At 66.5% G+C, this 17485-nt stretch carries 15 protein-coding genes; 8 read left to right on the top strand and 7 right to left on the bottom strand.

Translation table 11 applies throughout. The features are described from left to right. Positions 1 to 5: 5 nt before the first annotated feature. From lspA to mutL, 6 genes are all read left to right on the top strand, one after another. The gene (gene lspA / locus ACKTEK_RS01710; RefSeq protein WP_409163510.1) at positions 6 to 524 is read left to right on the top strand and encodes a signal peptidase II; all 519 of its coding nucleotides are present in this window, start codon (positions 6 to 8) and stop codon (positions 522 to 524) included. A gap of 170 nt (positions 525 to 694) precedes the next feature. After that, on the top strand, positions 695 to 1381 hold the full coding sequence (locus ACKTEK_RS01715; RefSeq protein WP_409163511.1) for a hypothetical protein: 687 nt from the start codon (positions 695 to 697) through the stop codon (positions 1379 to 1381). Positions 1382 to 1547: 166 nt separating this feature from the next. Further along, positions 1548 to 2936 (top strand): M16 family metallopeptidase, encoded by a 1389-nt coding sequence (locus ACKTEK_RS01720; RefSeq protein WP_409163512.1) that lies wholly within the window; start codon positions 1548 to 1550, stop codon positions 2934 to 2936. Positions 2937 to 2964: 28 nt separating this feature from the next. Further along, positions 2965 to 4299, top strand: a complete 1335-nt coding sequence (locus tag ACKTEK_RS01725) for a M16 family metallopeptidase (protein ID WP_409163513.1) — start codon at positions 2965 to 2967, stop codon at positions 4297 to 4299. Between the two features lie 147 nt (positions 4300 to 4446). Beyond that, positions 4447 to 5730, top strand: a complete 1284-nt coding sequence (locus ACKTEK_RS01730) for a glucose-6-phosphate isomerase (RefSeq protein WP_409163514.1) — start codon at positions 4447 to 4449, stop codon at positions 5728 to 5730. Positions 5731 to 5732: 2 nt separating this feature from the next. Continuing rightward, a complete protein-coding gene (gene mutL / locus ACKTEK_RS01735; RefSeq protein WP_409163515.1) occupies positions 5733 to 7568 on the top strand; it encodes a DNA mismatch repair endonuclease MutL in 1836 nt (611 codons plus the stop codon). A 6-nt stretch (positions 7569 to 7574) separates the two neighbouring features. Here mutL and ACKTEK_RS01740 read toward each other — a convergent pair whose 3' ends face one another. From ACKTEK_RS01740 to ACKTEK_RS01750, 3 genes are all read right to left on the bottom strand, one after another. Next, complete coding sequence (locus ACKTEK_RS01740; RefSeq protein WP_409163516.1) at positions 7575 to 8177, bottom strand: pyridoxamine 5'-phosphate oxidase family protein; 603 nt, start codon at positions 8175 to 8177, stop codon at positions 7575 to 7577. Between the two features lie 98 nt (positions 8178 to 8275). Next, positions 8276 to 8833, bottom strand: a complete 558-nt coding sequence (gene rsmD, locus ACKTEK_RS01745; RefSeq protein ID WP_409163517.1) for a 16S rRNA (guanine(966)-N(2))-methyltransferase RsmD — start codon at positions 8831 to 8833, stop codon at positions 8276 to 8278. Continuing rightward, positions 8814 to 9995: a pseudouridine synthase gene (locus ACKTEK_RS01750; RefSeq protein WP_409163518.1), complete on the bottom strand. Its 1182-nt coding sequence runs from the start codon at positions 9993 to 9995 to the stop codon at positions 8814 to 8816. Before ACKTEK_RS01750 ends, rsmD begins: the two co-directional genes overlap by 20 nt. Positions 9996 to 10037: 42 nt before the next feature. Here ACKTEK_RS01750 and ACKTEK_RS01755 point away from each other — a divergent pair, with 42 nt between their 5' ends. Beyond that, positions 10038 to 10481, top strand: coding sequence for a nucleoside deaminase (locus ACKTEK_RS01755; RefSeq protein ID WP_409163519.1), 444 nt, complete (start codon positions 10038 to 10040; stop codon positions 10479 to 10481). Between the two features lie 25 nt (positions 10482 to 10506). After that, positions 10507 to 11142, top strand: coding sequence for a YqgE/AlgH family protein (locus ACKTEK_RS01760; RefSeq protein WP_409163520.1), 636 nt, complete (start codon positions 10507 to 10509; stop codon positions 11140 to 11142). 27 nt (positions 11143 to 11169) lie between these two features. On the opposite strand, the gene ACKTEK_RS01765 is transcribed toward ACKTEK_RS01760, so the two are convergent. From ACKTEK_RS01765 to thrC, 4 genes are all read right to left on the bottom strand, one after another. After that, positions 11170 to 14070, bottom strand: a complete 2901-nt coding sequence (locus tag ACKTEK_RS01765) for an EAL domain-containing protein (RefSeq protein WP_409163521.1) — start codon at positions 14068 to 14070, stop codon at positions 11170 to 11172. An 88-nt stretch (positions 14071 to 14158) separates the two neighbouring features. After that, a complete protein-coding gene (locus tag ACKTEK_RS01770; protein WP_409163522.1) occupies positions 14159 to 14752 on the bottom strand; it encodes a GNAT family N-acetyltransferase in 594 nt (197 codons plus the stop codon). Positions 14753 to 14791: 39 nt separating this feature from the next. Beyond that, positions 14792 to 16069, bottom strand: coding sequence for a M16 family metallopeptidase (locus ACKTEK_RS01775; protein ID WP_409163523.1), 1278 nt, complete (start codon positions 16067 to 16069; stop codon positions 14792 to 14794). Continuing rightward, a complete protein-coding gene (gene thrC, locus ACKTEK_RS01780; RefSeq protein WP_409163524.1) occupies positions 16066 to 17469 on the bottom strand; it encodes a threonine synthase in 1404 nt (467 codons plus the stop codon). The genes ACKTEK_RS01775 and thrC overlap by 4 nt, the downstream gene beginning before the upstream one ends. Positions 17470 to 17485: the final 16 nt, after the last annotated feature.

The following is a 17485-nucleotide window of genomic DNA, read 5'->3' on the forward strand; positions in this document are numbered from 1 at the left end:
CACTGGTGGAGCAGCAGGCCACACACGAGACGCAATCACGCTGGTGGGGCGCGCAATCGCGCCTCGCCGCGTGGATCGTGGTGGTGGTCTTCGTGCTCGACCAGGCGCTGAAGACGTGGGTGCTGTTCGGTCTCGACCTGCCCCGGCGCGGTACGATCCCGCTGCTGCCGTTTTTCGACCTGACGATGGTCTGGAACCCCGGCATTTCCTACGGGATGCTGCAGGATTACGGCGAACTGGCCCGCTGGGGGCTGGTGGTTCTCTCGCTCATTGCTGCCGTCGCCTTGTGGCTGTGGGCGGCGCGCGTCGAGACCGCGCGGCTCGTTACGGCCATTGCGCTCATCATTGGCGGCGCTCTTGCCAACGGCCTCGACCGCATCCTCTATGGAGCAGTGGCCGATTTCGCGCATCTCTTCTGGGGTGGCTTCTCGTGGTACGTGTTTAACCTTGCCGATGCCGCGATCGTTGCCGGGGTGCTGCTCCTGCTGTATGACTCGGTCTTCGGGGACTACGGCAAGACGTGAGTTTTGCGAGGCGGCTATGCCGCCGCAATCGCGCTGCCGGACACATTCGCGCCAAACTCCGGCACTAGACAGCCGCTACGTTTGGGGTCAGTACGCAAGCGCACATGGTCCGGTTGGACCGCGTTGAGCGTCAGAGCCGGTGTTGTTTGCACTGGCAACGGGTACGGGACATGAGCATTCAGCGAGAAGTTCGAATCGGACGCGTCCGCGCCGCGCATCGCATTGCGCTCGCCGGAGCGGTCAGCGTTTTTGCGCTGGCTGCCACCGCCTGTTCCAGCGGCTCCGAGGTCGCCAGCTTCCAGCGTGACCGCTCCGTCATGCGGGGCGACCCGATGGTCGCAATCGGCCTGCGCCCGCGCCCGCAGCCGCGCATCGACTACGATCCGCGTTCGCCGCTGGTGATGCCGCCGCAGAACGAACTGCAGACCCCGAAGGAAGAACTTGCTCTTGGCGAGCAGTGGCCGGATGACCCGGACGAGCGCCGCGCCAAGCAGGAAGAAGAACGCGTGGAATACCTGCGCAAGCAGGCCGCCACCGAAGACCGCACCCGCGCCCTGTCGCGAAATGAACTCGACCAGTGGGCGCGTGACACCGGGTCCGGCCCCGAGGGCGGCTCCAGTACCGCTCTCAGCGGCAACGAAGTCCGTTCGGTCGGCATCCTGTCGCCGTTCCAGCTTCGTCGTGGCAAGCGCAAGGAGCCGGATCTGACCGCCGAGCCGGAGCGCCGCAAGCTGACCGAGCCGCCGTCCGGCTACCGCAAGGCGGTCGCCGACGACAACGGCCAGGTGGTCACCGAGTCGCAGGAAGCGGAAGCCAGCAAGCCGCGCCGCGGCATCTTCCAGCGCCTCGGCTTCTAAGACCCCGCCCGGGCGGCATCTGGGTCCCGCTCGCGGGGCAACCGAGCCACCCCTGCGCGGCCAAGCGCCTCACATCAACATTACCGATCCTTCATTGGCGGGCCTTCGTGGCCGCCTGTATGCTGCTGTGCGTGTTCTTCCCAGCAGCGAGAATGATCCCGGTCTGATGAGATACATCTCCCCCACTCTCCGGTGGCTGCGCGCCGCCTTGCCCGTCATGCTTCTTGCCATCGCAGCGCTCAGCCCGCGCAGCGCACAGGCTTTCGTGGCGGACGTCGAAACCTTCACCCTCGACAACGGCATGGAAGTCGTCGTCATCCCGGACCGGCGCGCGCCGGTCGTCACCCACATGGTCTGGTACAAGGTTGGTGCCGCGGACGAGCCGATAGGTCGCGCAGGGATCGCCCACTTCCTCGAACACCTCATGTTCAAGGGCACGCCTGACAATCCGAATGGGGCCTTCTCCAAGTTCGTCGCCTCCGTCGGCGGGCAGGAGAACGCCTTCACCTCGTCCGACTACACTGCGTATTTCCAGCGCGTCTCCAAGGAGCATCTGCCAGAAATGATGCGCCTTGAGGCCGACCGGATGGAAAACCTCGTCCTGACCGAGAATGTGGTCGCGCCGGAGCGCAACGTGGTCATCGAGGAGCGCAAGAGCCGCATCGACAACAGCCCCAGCGCCCAGCTTGGCGAGGCGCTGTCGGCCGCGCTCTGGTTCGAGCATCCTTATGGCCGTCCGGTCATCGGGTGGATGAACGAGATCGAGGACCTGACCCTCGATGACGCGATCTCCTATTACGACCGCTATTACACGCCCAACAACGCGATCCTGATCGTCGCCGGTGACGTCGATGCGCAGGAAGTGCTGCAACTCGCCAGGGAGACCTATGGCAAGCTGGAGCGCCGCGCCGAGCCGCCCGCCCGCGAACGCCCGGAAGAGCCGGAGCATCGCGGCCACCGAATGGTGCGGCTGGAAAGCCCGCTGGTGAAACAGCCGGCGCTGACGCGGACCTACGTGGTGCCGAGTTCCACCACCGCGCTGGATCGCGGTCTCGATGCCGAGCCGGAAGCCCTCGACCTCTTCGCCGACCTGCTGGCCGGCGGGTCGACGAGCGTGCTCTACCAGCGCCTCGTCGTGGAAGAGAAGATCGCAACGTCGGTGGGCGGCTACTATCGCGGGTCGGCCCTCGATGACAGCGAGATGATGATCTACGCAACGCCGGTCCCCGGCGTGTCGCTGGAAAAGCTGGAAGCCTCCATCGACAGCGAGATTGCGGCCTTCCTCGACAGCGAGATCGACGAGGAGACGCTGAAGCGCGTAAAGCGCTCGGTCATTGCCTCCAGCGTCTATGCGCAGGACAGCCAGCAGTCGCTGGCGCGTGTCTTCGGCGTCGCACTCACGACAGGTGGCAGCGTCGAGCGCGTGCTCGGCTGGCCCGACCGCATCCGCGCCGTTACCGCCGAGGAGATCCTCGCCGTCGGCCGCAAGTATCTCGACAAGAACAGCGCCGCGACCGGCTATCTCGTGCCGGCTCCCGCAGCCAGCCGGTCCTGACCGGCGCATCGAACAAGCGGAGTTCCGAATGAACCTGCCCACAACGCTCATGCGTACATTCGCCCTTGCCACAGTGCTGGCAGGCGGCCTGCTGGCGCTCCCCGCGCAAGCCGTCGAGATCCAGCGCTTCCAGACCCCCGGCGGTATCCAGGTCTGGCTGGTCGAGGAAAACACCGTCCCGCTCATCACCGTCAATTTCGCCTGGCGTGGCGGCGCGGCCCAGGACCCGTCCGGCAAGCCCGGCGTGTCGAACTTCCTGACCGTGATGATGGATGAGGGCGCCGGCACGCTGGATGCCCGCGAATTCCAGGAGCGCGAAGAACTGCTCGCCATGCGAATGAGCTTCAATGCCGGGCGCGACGCCTATTACGGCGAGTTCCGCACGCTGGTGGAAACCCGTGACGAGGCCTTCGAGATGCTGCGGCTGGCGATCAACGAGCCGCGCTTCGACGATGATGCCTTCCAGCGGATGCGCGAACAGCTGCTCAGCGGCCTGCGCGACGAGGAAACGGACCCCGGCACGATCCTGTCACGCACATGGGGCAATGCCGTCTTCGGCAACCACCCCTATGGCCAGCCGGTCGACGGGACGCTGGCGAGTGTCGGCGCGATCAGCGTTGAGGACCTGCGCGCTTTCCGCGACCGCAACTTCGCCCGCGACAACCTCGTCGTCGGTGTCGTGGGCGCCATCGACAAGGACACGCTGGCCGAGAAGATCGACAGCGTCTTCGGCGGCCTGCCGCACAATGCGCAGCTGAAGCCGATCCCCGATGCCGTGCTGCCGGACAATGCCTTCCTGCAGCTTGCCGAACTCGACGTGCCGCAGACCTCCATCCAGTTCGGTCGCCCCGGCTTGCTGCGTGACGACCCGGATTTCATCCCCGCCTACGTGCTGAACCACATCCTCGGCGGCGGCTCGTTCTCCTCGCGCCTTTACGAGGAAGTGCGTGAAAAGCGCGGGCTGGTCTACTCGGTCTATTCCTATCTCTACCCGCTCGACCATGCCGGCCTGTTCGTCGGCGGGCTCGGCACCGGCGCGGAACGCGCGCAGGAGGCCGTTGACCTCGTGCGCTCGGAAGTCGCGCGCATGGTGGAGGATGGCCCGACCGAAGACGAACTTGCCCAGGCCAAGGCCTTTCTCAAGGGCTCCTATGCCCTGCGCTTCGACACCGGCGACAAGATCGCCGGCCAGCTCGTCCAGCTCCAGCTGGAAGAGCTTGGCGCCGACTATTTCGACAAGCGCAACGACATGATCGAGGCCGTGACGATGGAAGACGTGCAGCGCGCCGCAACACGCCTGCTCGGCAATGGCGACCTGTTCTTTGTCGCCGTTGGCCGCCCGACCATCAAATCCGGTGGCTGATGCAGCGAATCGGTAAATTGTCTAACGTCTGAAACAGACGGAAAGCCGCGCGCGGCAAGGCGTTGCGGCTTTCCTTTTGCCCGGCTGGGGCACAGACGGAGGGCAGGGAAGATTTCGTACCCTTTCAAACATGATATTTCGGGCGTCATGGACGACACGATCGGCCCGCCCGGCCTGTCGCAGGAAGCCCTCGACCGGACGCTGAAGCAGGCCGAGGACGCGATCGCATGGCTGCGCGAGACCGCTGCCGAGCACGCGCTGCCGCTGCTCGACGTTCCCGCCAAGGATGATGATTTCGAGGCCATCGCCGCAACGGCGGACTGGCTGCGAGACGGCACCGACCATGTGGTGGTCTTGGGTACCGGCGGCTCCAGCCTCGGCGGGCAGGCGCTGGCGCAGGTTGCCGGCTGGCACCTGCCGGGCATCCCGGCGGCGAAGCCCGAACTGCACTTTCTCGACAATCTCGACCCGCTGACGCTGGACGCGGCACTTGCCGCCCTGCCGCTAGACAAGACGAAGTTTCTCTCCGTCTCCAAGTCTGGCGGCACCGGCGAAACCCTGATCCAGACCACGGTCGCCATCGAGGCGCTCAAGGCGGCGGACCTCGCCGTTGCCGACCATATGCGCGGCCTCTCCGAGCCCATTGAAGAAGGCGGCAAGAACGCGCTGCGCACGCTGCTCGGCGAATACGACGCGACGGTGGACGAGCACGTTCTCGGCCTCGGCGGGCGCTACGCGGCGCTCTCCAATGTCGGCCTCGTGCCCGCAGCCCTGATGGGGCTTGATCCGAAGGCCGTGCGCGAGGGTGCTGCCGCCGTGCTGCAGCCGGCGCTGGATGGCGCATCCCCGCGCGACTACGCCCCCGCCGTCGGCGCAAGTGTCGCGGTGGCGCTGGCGCGCACCAACCGCGCGCCGGTCAACGTGCTGATGGCCTATTCCGACAGGCTGGAGCGCTTCACCCGCTGGTGGGTGCAGCTCTGGGCCGAAAGCCTCGGCAAGCGCGGCCGCGGCATGACGCCGGTGGCAGCCGTTGGCCCGGTCGACCAGCACTCGCAGTTGCAGCTCTATCTCGATGGCCCGAACGACAAGCTGGTGACGTTCGTGATGGTGAAATGCGCCGGCAAGGGCGCACGGTTCAGCCAGGCGCAGGCCGATGCGGTCGGCTTCGATGCGGCAGGCCGCACCGTGGGCGACTTCGTGTGGTCGCAGCAGCGCGCCACGGCGGATACGCTGGTCAAGGGCACCCGGCTGGTGCGCCGCATCACGCTGGAAACAGTGGATGCGAAGGCCATCGGTGCGCTGATGATGCACTTCATGCTGGAGACGATCCTCGCCGCAAAGCTCCTGCGGGTCGATGCCTTCGACCAGCCCGCCGTTGAAGAGGGCAAGGTGCTGGCCAAGGAATATCTCGCCAAGGTCAAGGCGGGCTGACGATGGCTGTCCGCCGCCTTCCCGATACACTGGTCGACCGCATCGCCGCAGGCGAGGTGGTGGAACGGCCTGCAAGCGCGGTGAAGGAACTGGTGGAGAATGCGCTGGATTCCGGCGCGAGCCGCATCGACATCGCCATTGCCGATGGCGGGCGCAGCCTCATCCGCATCATCGATGATGGCTGCGGCATGGGCGAGGGCGACATCGAACTTGCTGTTGAGCGTCACGCCACCTCCAAGCTCGGCAGCGACGACCTGCTGGAAATCGAGACGCTGGGCTTTCGCGGCGAGGCGCTCCCTTCCATTGGGTCTGTGTCGCGGCTGACGATCACCTCGCGCACCAGCGGTGCCGACGCCAACACGATCCAGATCGACAACGGCCGCAAGAGTGGCCCCAAGCCCGCCGCCCTCACCTGCGGCACGGTGGTCGAGGTGCGCGACCTCTTTGCCTCCATTCCCGCGCGGCTGAAATTCCTGAAAAGCGTGACTGCCGAGACGCAGGCCGTGGCGGATGTCGTGCGCCGCCTTGCGCTGGCGCATCCCGGCATCGGCTTCTCGCTGTCGTCCGATGGGCGCACGTTGCTCGATGCACCGCCGCAGGCCGAGCCGGATCTTGCCGCCCGCATCGCCCGCGTGCTGGGGGCGGAGTTTGCCGACAATTCCGTTGCCATCGACGCCGAGCGCGAAGGGGTCCGCATCACCGGCCTTGCGGGCCTGCCGACCTATCACAAGGGGTCCGCGCGTTGGCAGTTCCTGTTCGTGAATGGCCGCCCCGTGCGCGACCGACAGCTCATCTCCGCGATCCGGGCGGGCTACATGGATGTCATGGCCCGCGACCGCTTCCCCTTCGTGTGCCTGTTCGTGTCGCTGTCGCCGCGCGAGGTGGATGTGAACGTCCATCCGGCCAAGGCGGAAGTGCGCTTCCGCGATCCCGGCCTCGTGCGCGGGCTGGTGGTCTCTGCCCTGCGGCGCACGTTCGCCGATGCCGCGCCGCAGACCGCCGCGCAGGACATGGGCGAACGCCTCGCGGCCATGGCGCTGGCAGCAGGGGCCTCGTCGGCCCAAACCCAGGCCCATGCGCCGGTCACCGGCAGCTTTGCAGGCTTTGGCGAGCCGTCGCACGGCTGGGAGCAGTCGCCAACCACTCCGGCACAAGCTCCGCCCATGACGCCCGATCAGCGGTCGTCACTGGCTGGTCTCTTTGCACCCTCGGCGGATGCGCGGGCCGATGCCACAGAGCCGGTCGAGGCCGACCTGTCGCGCCCGCTGGGTGCCGCGCGCGCGCAGTTTCACGAAACCTATATCGTGGCGCAGACGCGCGACGGCGTGGTGATCGTCGACCAGCACGCCGCCCACGAGCGTCTCGTCTACGAGCGCATGAAGGAGAGCCTCGCCCGCGATGGCGTCGCCCGCCAGGCACTGCTGGTGCCGGAAGTCGTCGACCTCGACCCGTCAGACGCGCAGCGCCTGCTTGACCGTGCCGGCGACCTCGAACGGCTCGGACTGGTGGTGGAGGATTTCGGCCCCGGCTCCGTCTGCGTGCGCGAGGTGCCGGCCATGCTGAGCAAGGGCAACATCGCCGGGCTGGTCAAGGATATCGCCGACGATCTCGCCGAGATGGACGCTTCCACGCGGCTGGAGGAGCGGCTGAACCACGTGGCGGCCACCATGGCCTGCTACGGCTCGGTGCGCGCCGGCCGTCGCCTCCGCCCGGAGGAGATGAACGCGCTGCTGCGCGATATCGAGGCGACGCCCAACGCCAGCCAGTGCAATCACGGCCGCCCGACCTTCGTGACCCTCAGCCTCGCTGACCTCGAAAAGCTTTTCGCCCGGCGCTGACGCGTCTCAGTAGAGCGTGTTGCGGTAGTGCGCCTCGACGCTCTCCTGATCCGTGGCGCCTACATCGATCTTGCCGTGGTCGCGGATGATCTCGTTCAGCGTCGGGACGGGGCGCTCTGTCGGCCACGTCTCCGGCTTCCACAGCCCGGCCCGCATCGGCGCCTTGCCGCAATGCAGGAACACCTCTTCCACCTCGATCCGCAGGACAGTCTTCGGGCTTCGCCCGTTCAGCGCGCAGCGCTCGCACAGCTCCGCGTCTTCGTGGATCGTCGCCGTCCCGTTCACGCGCAGCGTCTCGGTCACGGTCGGGATCATGAACAGCAGCGCCACCTTGGGATGGCGCAGCAGGTTCAACATGCCGTCCACGCGGTTGTTGCCGGGCCTGTCGGGCAGCAGCAGGTGCGTGTCGTCCTCGACCACGACGAACCCGGCCGGGTCGCCCTTGGGCGAGGCATCGAGGTCCTTGCCGTCAGACGTTGCCAGGACGAGGAAGGTCGAGTTGGCGATAAGAGAGCGGCAATGCTCATCCAGTGAATGGATGACCTTTACGGCCGCCCTCGGGGTCGGCTCGCCGTAAAGTTCGCGCAGGCGTTCTTCCGTCATCATCATGCGATCCTCCATTACCGTACCGTACCGTTCGGTACGCATAACACGAGACGGTGCCGGGTACATCCTATGGTCCTGCATGGGTGCTGCGCGCGAAGCGTTTAGGCCGTGAAGCGCAGGAACGTCACCTGCGTGTCGCCATAGGCGCGCGTTTCAAGCGCCTCGAAAGTGTCGGGCACGGACATCTCTGCACCCTTGGCTTCCTCCACCACGACGAGCGCGCCGTCCGCCAGCCATTGGCCGTTGGCGAGCGCGTTGAGCGCCTTGGTGCCAAGGCCCTTGTTGTAGGGCGGGTCGGCGAAGGCGAGGGTGAAGCCGCCCTGCGCGTTGGCAGGTCCGAGATGCGCCACGTCGCGCTTGGAAATGCGCGCAAGGCCCATGATGCCGAGGCTCTCCAGGTTGCGGCGGATCAGCCCGCGCGCTTCCAGCCCATCGTCCACGAACAGTGCCGACCGCGCCCCGCGCGACAGCGCCTCGATGCCGAGCGCGCCGGTTCCTGCGAAGAGATCGAGCACGCGCGCGCCATCCACCACGTCATCGTGGGCATGTTCGAGAATATTGAACACCGCCTCGCGTAGCCGGTCCGATGTCGGGCGGATGGTGTTGGAGGTTGGTGCGGCGAGTGCCTTGCCCTTGAACTTACCCCCGACGACCCGCACCGCGTCCTCCGCGTGGCTTGCCGCCAAATCCCTTGGCTCCGGGACCCTTGGCTCCGGGACCCTTGTTTCCGGGCCTGTTTGCCGGCTTGCTACCGCTGGGTCCCTTGCTGCCGGGTCCCTTGTTGTCGAAGGATTTCTTGCCGGCGTCGCGCGGCGGACGCGCAGGCCGGGACGTTGCATCCGACGCCGAAGGCTTGCCGGCTGGTGCGTTGGTCTTGCGGCCGGGCTTGGCCACAGGCGGCTTGCCGGAAGCTGGCGGATTGGACCGCTTGCTCCCGCGCTTCACGTCGGTTTTCGGCTTCGGCTTGGCCCAGCCTTCACGCTTGGCGTCCTTGTCCGTGTCTTTGTCCTTGCTCTTGTCGTCGTCCTTCCCGCCGCCGCCGCGCAGGCGAACCGGTCCCTTGCCGGTGCGTAGCGGTTCGGTCGCGGCGAGAATATCGGCCCGGCTCACTTCAACCGCCGTGCCGCGCTCAAGGTCGCCCAGCGTGAAGGGACCATAGTCGGTGCGGATCAGCCGGTTGACCTTGAGGCCGAGCGCGCCGAGCACGCGCTTCACTTCGCGGTTCTTGCCTTCCGCGAAAGTTAGTGTGATCCACGTGTTGCCGCCCTGGACGCGCTCCAGTTCCGCGTCGATCGGCCCGAAGCGTTCGCCCTTGATGGTGATGCCCTGGGCAAGGTCGTCCAGCCGCTTCTGCTCTATGCTGCCGAAGGCGCGCACGCGGTAGCGGCGCAGCCAGCCGGTGGAGGGCAGTTCCAGCGCGCGGGCAAGGCCACCGTCATTGGTCAGCAGCAGCAGCCCTTCGGTGTTGATGTCGAGCCGCCCCACGGAGATGACGCGCGGCATGTCCTTCGGCATCGCCTGGAAAACGGTCGGCCGGTTCTCCGGGTCACGCGCCGTCGTCACCAATCCCTGCGGCTTGTGATAGAGCCAAAGTCGGGTCCGGTCCGGCCTTGGCAACGGCTTGCCGTCGACAAGAATCGAGTCCTGCCGCGTCACGTTGATCGCGGGGGAGCGCTGAACTTCGCCGTTGAGCGTCACGCGCCCGGCGAGAATCATCGCCTCGGCATCGCGGCGCGAGGCGACGCCGGCATCGGCAATCGCCTTGGCGATGCGGGTGCCACGGAAGGACTTCGAGGTGTTGCGGGATTGATCGCTGGGCATGGGCGGTGTTGATAGAGCATTTCCGCAGGCGCGAGAAGCACAATGCAGTCACGCTACATGGACGAGGCGCTGATCGAGGCGCGGCTGGCAGCCGATGCTGACGAAGTGCCTGTCGGCTGCGTCATCGTGCGGGGACGGGAAATCATCGCGCGCGCCCACAACCGCACCTTGCGCGACCGGGACCCGACCGCCCATGCCGAGGTGCTGGCGATCCGTGCCGCCTGCGCTTACCTTGCCTCCGAAAGGCTGCCGGATTGCGATCTCTACGTGACGCTCGAACCCTGCGCGCTCTGTGCAGCCGCCATCTCGTTTGCCCGCATCCGGCGGCTCTACTTTGCAGCGAGCGACCCGAAAGGCGGCGGGGTCGAGCATGGACCGCGCTTCTACGGCCAGCCGACCTGCCATCACGCGCCGGAGGTCTATTCCGGCTTCGCCGAGTGCGAATCTGCGCAATTGTTGAAGACGTTTTTTGCCAAGCGACGATAATCGCGCTGTTCCTGGGCTTGCGAAGATGCCGCGCGCCGATACCATTGATGGTATGGATATCGGCAACATCAGATCTTCTGAACGCGGGTCGTTGCACGGGCGCATGCTCGTCGCGATGCCCGGCATGCCGGACCCGCGGTTCGCCCGTTCCGTGATTCTCATCTGCGCCCACTCAGCCGACGGCGCGATGGGGCTTCGCGTCGACCAGCTGGCCGAGGATATTTCCTTCCCCGAACTGCTTCAGCAGCTCGAAGTGCTGCCCGAGGGCCATGAGCGCCTCTCGGACCCCGGCGTGCGCGGCATCAAGGTCCATGCCGGCGGGCCGGTAGAATCCGGGCGCGGCTTCGTGCTGCATTCGCCCGACTACCACAACAACAACTCGACCCTTCAGATCGAGCCGGGCGTTTCGCTGACCGCAACGCTCGATATTCTCAAGGCGATTGCCAGCGGCAACGGCCCGCGCACCAAGTTCATGGCGCTCGGCTATGCCGGCTGGGGGGCAGGGCAGCTGGAAAGCGAGGTGCAGGCCAACGGCTGGCTGCATTGCGAGGCTGACCGCGAACTGATCTTTGGCTCGAAGCTGGAAGACAAGTACGAGATGGCGCTCGCCAAGATCGGCATCAGCCCCGAACACCTGTCGAGCGAGGCCGGTCACGCCTGAGGCCGCGTGTGCTGGATGCGGTCCTGTTCAGGCCCGCGCTGCGGACGCCTGCTTGGCCTGTGCCTTGGCCTGCTGCTTGGTGTTGGTGTTGTAGGTCAGCAGGCGGTGCGCTTCGTCCGCCGACATCGGCCGACCGAAGTAATAGCCCTGTGCAAACTCGCACCCGAGCGCCGCAAGCTCTGCCGCGTCGCGGTCGGATTCAGCACCTTCCGCAACCACGTCCATGCCGAGGTCATGCGCCAGCGCGACGATGGAGCGCAGGATCACGGGACGCGCGCCGGAACCGTTCTGGCGCACGAAGGATTTGTCGATCTTCACCGTGTCGAAGGGGAAACGCTGGAGGTAGCTGAGCGAGGAATAGCCCGTGCCGAAATCGTCGAGCGCGAGGCCCGCACCCGTCTCGCGCACCTTGGCGAGGATCTTGGCGGCGTGCTCCGGGTTTTCCATGACGATGGATTCGGTCAGTTCCAGCTTCAGTGATCCCCCCTGAAGGCCGTTGCGCGTCAGCACCGACTTCACGTCGTTGATGAGGTCGTTGCGCAGCAACTGCTTGGAGGACATGTTCACGCTTGCGAAGATGTCGCGGTCCTCGCCGACCGTCTTCTGCCAGATGGTGAGCTGGTGCGCGGCCTTGTCCATTGCCAGCAGGCCGATCTCGACGATCAGCCCGTTTTCCTCGGCAATCTCGATGAACTCCTGCGGGTTCAACCGCCCGAAGCGCGGATGGTCCCAGCGCGCCAGCGCCTCGAAACCGGCGATGCGTTTGTCCGACAGCCGCACGATCGGCTGGTAGACCATGTCGATCTCGCCGGCCTGGATGGAGCGGCGCAACTCGCTGGAGAGCGACAGCCGGTCCACGCCGGATGAGCGCATGATCGGGCGGTAGCTTTCCGTGCGGTCCGGTCCCAGTCGCTTGGCGTAGAACATCGCGATTTCGGCATCTTCCAGCAGTTCCTCGCGGCGGCGCTTGGAACCGTCGAACTTGGCGATGCCGATGGTCGCGGTCAGGAACAGTTCCTTTTCGGCGAAGCTCATCGGCGCGCGGACGGCCTTGCGCACGCCTTCGGCCAGCGCTTCGACGCGCGCCTGTTCGGTTTCGGAAACCAGGATCAGCCCGAACTGGTCGCCGGAAAGCCGGGCCAGCGTGTCCTGCGGCTTGAGCAGGCGTTGCAGGCGGCGCGCCAGTGTCAGCAGCACGCCGTCTCCCCCGGCGATGCCGATGGAATCGTTGATCTGGCGGAACTTGTCGATGTCGATGACGAAGACGGTCGGTTTCGACCCGTCGCTCTCGCGCGCCCGCATCATCACCACGTCCAGGCGGTCGAGGAACAGCTCGCGGTTGGGCAGGCCGGTGAGGTTGTCGTGCACCGCGTCGTGCAGCATCCGCTCTTCCGACGTCTTGGAATCCGTGACGTCCGTCAGGGTGCCGACGATGCGCTGGATTTCGCCGTCCGCGCCAAGGATCGGCCGCAGCTTGGTGCGCACCCACAGGTAGTGCCCGTCGGCGGAGCGCAGGCGCACGTCCTGCTGAACGCGGCCACGGCGAAGTTCGACGACCGTTTCCAGCGTCGCGCGGAACCGGTCCCGATCGGCGGCGTGCAACACGTCATGCCACTTGCGGATCGAGCCGACGAGTTGCTCCGGCGGAATGCCGAGGCGGTCGGCGATCTCGCTGCCGACGAACAGCCGGTCGCGCGCCACGTCCCAGTCGAAGACGTAGTCGCCCGCCCCGATCAGGGCGAGCGCCTTGCGCTGCAGGTCGGGCATGAAGCCCGAGCCAATCGTGACGCCGGCAAAGGCGTGCTGCATGACGGTGAGGCCGAGCAGCAGCACCACCATGACGAGGCCGCCATTGAGCGCGGGCGCGGCGAGATCGTTCTGGATACGGCCGGTCACCACCAGCCAGGCCCCGAAGAGCCATGCACCCAGCAGCAGCCATGTCGGTATGAGCAGTATTGCGCGGTCATACCCGCGCAACGAAAGCAGCAGCACGATCACGAGACCGGCCAGGCCGGCAGCAGCGAGGATCATGCGCGACAGGCCTGCCGCCGATGAGGGATCGATTGCCGCCAGCGCGAGGATCAGCGCGACGATGCCGCACCACACAACAACGCCCGTGAGCAGGCGCAGGCGCCAGCGCCCGAAGCCGAGATAGACGAAGTAAAACAGCACCAGCGACCCGGCAATGATCGCTTCCGCGCCTGCGCGGAACACCTGGTCATCGGCGCGGGTGGCCGAGAACAGTTTGTGCCAGAAGCCGAAATCGATGCACAGATAGGCCAGAACCGCCCATGCGAGCGCTGCGGCGGCCGGGAACATCATCGTTCCGCGCACCACGAATAGAATGGTGAGAAACAGCGCCAGAAGGCCGGAAATGCCAAGCACCATGCCCTGGTAGAGCGTCAGCGAATTGGCCTTGTCCTTGTAGGCCTGTTCTTCCCACAGGCGCAGCTGGGGCAGGCGGTCGCCGGTCAGTTCCACCACATAGGTGACGACCGAGCCGGGATCGAGCGTGATGAGGAAGATGTCCGCGTCGGGCGCTTCCTGCCGGTCGGGGCGGAACCCCTGGCTCGGCGTGATGGCGGTGATGCGCGAACTGCCGAGGTCGGGCTGGAACGTGCCCGAGCCTGCCAGCCGGAAGTGCGGCGCAACGAGGATGCGGTCCAACTGTTCGTCAGAACTGTTGCCGAGCGCGAAGACGACCCACGAGGTGCTGCGCCCCGGTTCGGTGGCACGCACCTCGATGCGGCGCACGATGCCGTCCGTGCCGGGCGCGGTGGAAATCTGGATGCGCTCACCGTGGCGGGGCCACTCGTCGAGGCTCGCGGTCAGGTCGATGGCCTGAGCTTCCGGGCGCACGTTGATCGTGTCGAGTGCATGGGCCGGGGCCGCCAGCCAGACCAGCGCCACAAGCCACGCAGCCAGCATCTGCAAGACCGCGTGAAGCGGTCTCGCCGATTGGCGCTGGATGAAATGCATGCTCCCGGGCAAACGCTGTACTCCGCCGGCGAAAACGTTACCGCGCCACGGGGCGCGGATCGTTGTGAATCATTGCGTAGAGCAGGTGGTCCTGCCAGTCGCCATTTATACACAGGTACTGTCGGGCGTAACCCTCCTGCGTGAAGCCGGACTTCTCCAGCAGCCGCGTGGAGGCTGCATTGCTCGGCAGGCATGCCGCCTCCACCCGGTGCAGCCGCAGCCGTTCGAAGGCAAACGCCACGATGGCAGGTACGACGCGGCTCATGTGGCCCTGCCGCGCGTGTGGCTCGCCGATCCAGTACCCAATCGATGCGGCCTGCGTCACGCCCCGGCGCACGTTGCCCAGCGTGATGCCGCCTAGCAACTCACCGGTCTCTTCGCTGAAGGCGAAGAATGGGTAGGAGTGGTCGTCACGGATTTCCTGCGCGTAGCGGCGGATGCGCCGTCGGAAGGCGGGTTTCGTCAGGTCGTCGGCAGGCCAGAGGGGTTCCCAAGGCACGAGAAACTTGCGGCTGCGCGCACGCAGTTCCGCCCACGCGCCGTAGTCGGCGATCTGCGGCGTGCGCAGCCGGATACCTTCCGCGAATACAAGCGGGCCGGTCTCGCTGCTGGTCGAACGCAGGAACGCCATGGACCGTCGATGTCTCCCCGTTTGCGCCGCGTCTTGCCGTCAGGCCGCGCGGCTTGCTCCAAGTCGTGCCGCCAGGTCGTCGATGCCCGCAAGCTTGCTTACCGGGCCGACAGCCGAAAGCGCAGGCCGGTTGGCCAGCGAGCGGCCCAAGAAGGCGCGCACGTCGCTCGCGCTCACCGCCTCGATCCGCTTGACGATATCAGACGTCGGCACCAGCCGCCCCAGCATCAGCAGCTGGCGGGCAAGCTGGCCCGCGCGGCTCGACGGGCTCTCCTGGCTCATCAGGATGGAGGCCTTGAGCTGCATCCGGGCGCGTTCGGTTTCGCGGTCGTCCACGTCCGCCGTCGCGCGGCCCAGTTCATCGACCGTCACGTTGACCAGTTCGTCGAGATCATCCTTGCCGGTGGCTGCGCCCACGGCGAGTACGCCGGCATCCTTGAAGGCCATCGAGAAGGCATAGATCGAATAGCACAGGCCGCGCGTCTCGCGCACTTCCTGGAACAGCCGCGAGGACATGCCGCCGCCGAGCACGCCGGAGGCCACGCGGCCGATGTAGAAATCGTCGTCGTCGATGGCCGGCGCCGGGAAGCCCAGCACGATGTTGGCCTGGTCAAGGTCGCGCACATCGCGCCGCTCGCCGCCGGTGAACGATCCGGGCTCCGCCACCGGTCCCGCGTCACCGGGGATCGCGGCGAGAACCTCTGCCGCCTGCGCCACGATGGCATCGTGATCGACCTTGCCGGCTGCCGCGACAACCATCTCAGGCCCACGGTAGTGGGTGTCGAGATAGGTCTGCAGGCCGTCTCGCGAGAACCCGCGCACGGTGTCCGGCGTGCCGAGGATCGGGCGACCGAGCGTCTGCCCGTCGAAGGCAGCTTCCTGAAACAGGTCGTGGACGATGTCGTCGGGCGTGTCATGCGCGGCGCCGATTTCCTGCACGATCACGTTCTGCTCGCGCTTCAGTTCGGTCGCGTCGAAGGTCGAGCCGGTGAGGATGTCGGCGAGAATGTCGAGGCCGAGCGGCACGTCGTCGGCCAGCATCCGCACGTAGTAGGCGGTCGTCTCGTAACCGGTCATGGCGTTGAGGTCGCCGCCAACCTGCTCGATTTCCTCGGCGATCTGCATGGCATTGCGCCGCGCGGTGCCTTTGAAGGCCATGTGTTCCAGCAGATGCGAGATGCCGTGTTCGGCGGCGGCCTCGTTGCGCGCGCCGGTCTTCACCCAGATGCCGAGCGAGGCGGTCTCCAGGTGGGGCATGGTCTCGGTGACAACACGAATGCCGTTGTCGAGGGTCGTCAGTCGAATGCGGTCGTTCATGCCGTCTCCTGTGCCGCGCGGGCGTGCCGAAGGATGTGGGCTTCGACGGCGGCTGAATCGGCGGGAAGCGGCGTCGACCATTCCGGCCGGGTGTTGAGATCGCTCAGCCATTCGGGAAGCTGCGGCCGCACGCCGGTCGCCGCCTGCGTGGCATCGGGGAACTTCGCAGGGTGGGCGGTCGAAAGCGTCACCATCGGTGACCCGCCCGAACGCGAGCGCGCGCTCGCCAGACCGACCGCCGTGTGGGGGTCTGCAAGGTAACCGCAGACTGCAAGCGTGGAGGCCTGCGTATCGGCGGTTTCCTGCTCGCTGCAACGTGCGGAATCGAAGTCGCGGCGGATCGCGGACAGCGCGCCCTGGGGAATGGTGAACATGCCCGACTGCGCCTGGCCCGCCATCATCGAGCGCACCTCGGCTGCGTCGCGGCCGGTTTCCTCAAACAGCAGGCGTTCGAAGTTGCTGGACACCTGGATGTCCATGCTGGGGCTTGCGGTGTGAACCACGTCGCGCACCTCGTAGCGGCCCGTATCGAAGGCGCGCTTGAGGATGTCGTTGACGTTGGTCGCGACCACCAGCTTGTCCACCGGCAGGCCCATACGCTTGGCGACATAGCCGGCCAGAACGTCGCCGAAATTCCCGGTCGGCACGCAGAAGCTGACCGGACGGTGCGGCGCGCCGAGGATGGCCGCCGTGCTGAAATAGTAGACCGCCTGCGCAACGATCCGGCCCCAGTTGATGGAGTTGACGCCCGACAGGGCGACCCGGTCGCGGAACTGCGAATTGACGAACATCGATTTCACGATGCGCTGGCAATCATCGAAGCTGCCGTCGATGGATAGCGCATGGACGTTGGCATCCTGCACCGTTGTCATCTGCTTGCGCTGCACGTCGGACACGCGGCCCGTGGGAAACAGGATGAAGATGTCGGTGCGCTCGCGCCCGCGGAACGCCTCGATGGCCGCGCCGCCTGTGTCGCCGGAGGTGGCACCGACGATGGTTGCGCGCTGGTCGCGCTCGGCCAGCACGTGGTCCATCATCCGCGCCAGCAGCTGCATGGCGACGTCCTTGAAGGCGAGCGTCGGCCCGTGGAACAGCTCCAGCAGCCATTGTCCGGCGCCGAGCTGCACGAGCGGCACCACCGCCGGGTGGCGGAAGGTGGCATAGGCATCGCGGATCATCTCGCGCAGCGGGCCAGCGGCGATGTCACCGCCGGTGTAGGGCGAGATCACCGCCTCCGCCACGTCCGAATAGGGCATGGTCGCGAAGGCAGAGATCTGGTCCTGGCCGAGCTGGGGATAGGTTTCCGGGACATAGAGTCCGCCGTCACGGGCAAGGCCCGCCAGCAGAACATCGGCAAAGCCGAGCGCCGGCGCTTCCCCGCGTGTACTCACATATTGCACGGTACCGTCCTGGCCT

This window comes from Tepidamorphus sp. 3E244 (assembly GCF_046159835.1).
Classification (GTDB): Bacteria; Pseudomonadota; Alphaproteobacteria; order Rhizobiales; family Tepidamorphaceae; genus JACKJK01.

Bases quoted from the DNA above. Each gene is read 5' to 3' on its own strand.
- ACKTEK_RS01715 (WP_409163511.1), top strand. From the start codon at position 695: ATGAGCATTCAGCGAGAAGTTCGAATCGGACGCGTCCGCGCCGCGCAT.
- ACKTEK_RS01720 (WP_409163512.1), top strand. From the start codon at position 1,548: ATGAGATACATCTCCCCCACTCTCCGGTGGCTGCGCGCCGCCTTGCCC.
- ACKTEK_RS01725 (WP_409163513.1), top strand. From the start codon at position 2,965: ATGAACCTGCCCACAACGCTCATGCGTACATTCGCCCTTGCCACAGTG.
- ACKTEK_RS01730 (WP_409163514.1), top strand. From the start codon at position 4,447: ATGGACGACACGATCGGCCCGCCCGGCCTGTCGCAGGAAGCCCTCGAC.
- mutL (WP_409163515.1), top strand. From the start codon at position 5,733: ATGGCTGTCCGCCGCCTTCCCGATACACTGGTCGACCGCATCGCCGCA.
- ACKTEK_RS01740 (WP_409163516.1), bottom strand. From the start codon at position 8,177: ATGATGATGACGGAAGAACGCCTGCGCGAACTTTACGGCGAGCCGACC.
- ACKTEK_RS01750 (WP_409163518.1), bottom strand. From the start codon at position 9,995: ATGCCCAGCGATCAATCCCGCAACACCTCGAAGTCCTTCCGTGGCACC.
- ACKTEK_RS01755 (WP_409163519.1), top strand. From the start codon at position 10,038: ATGCAGTCACGCTACATGGACGAGGCGCTGATCGAGGCGCGGCTGGCA.
- ACKTEK_RS01760 (WP_409163520.1), top strand. From the start codon at position 10,507: ATGCCGCGCGCCGATACCATTGATGGTATGGATATCGGCAACATCAGA.
- ACKTEK_RS01765 (WP_409163521.1), bottom strand. From the start codon at position 14,070: ATGCTGGCTGCGTGGCTTGTGGCGCTGGTCTGGCTGGCGGCCCCGGCC.
- ACKTEK_RS01770 (WP_409163522.1), bottom strand. From the start codon at position 14,752: ATGGCGTTCCTGCGTTCGACCAGCAGCGAGACCGGCCCGCTTGTATTC.
- ACKTEK_RS01775 (WP_409163523.1), bottom strand. From the start codon at position 16,069: ATGAACGACCGCATTCGACTGACGACCCTCGACAACGGCATTCGTGTT.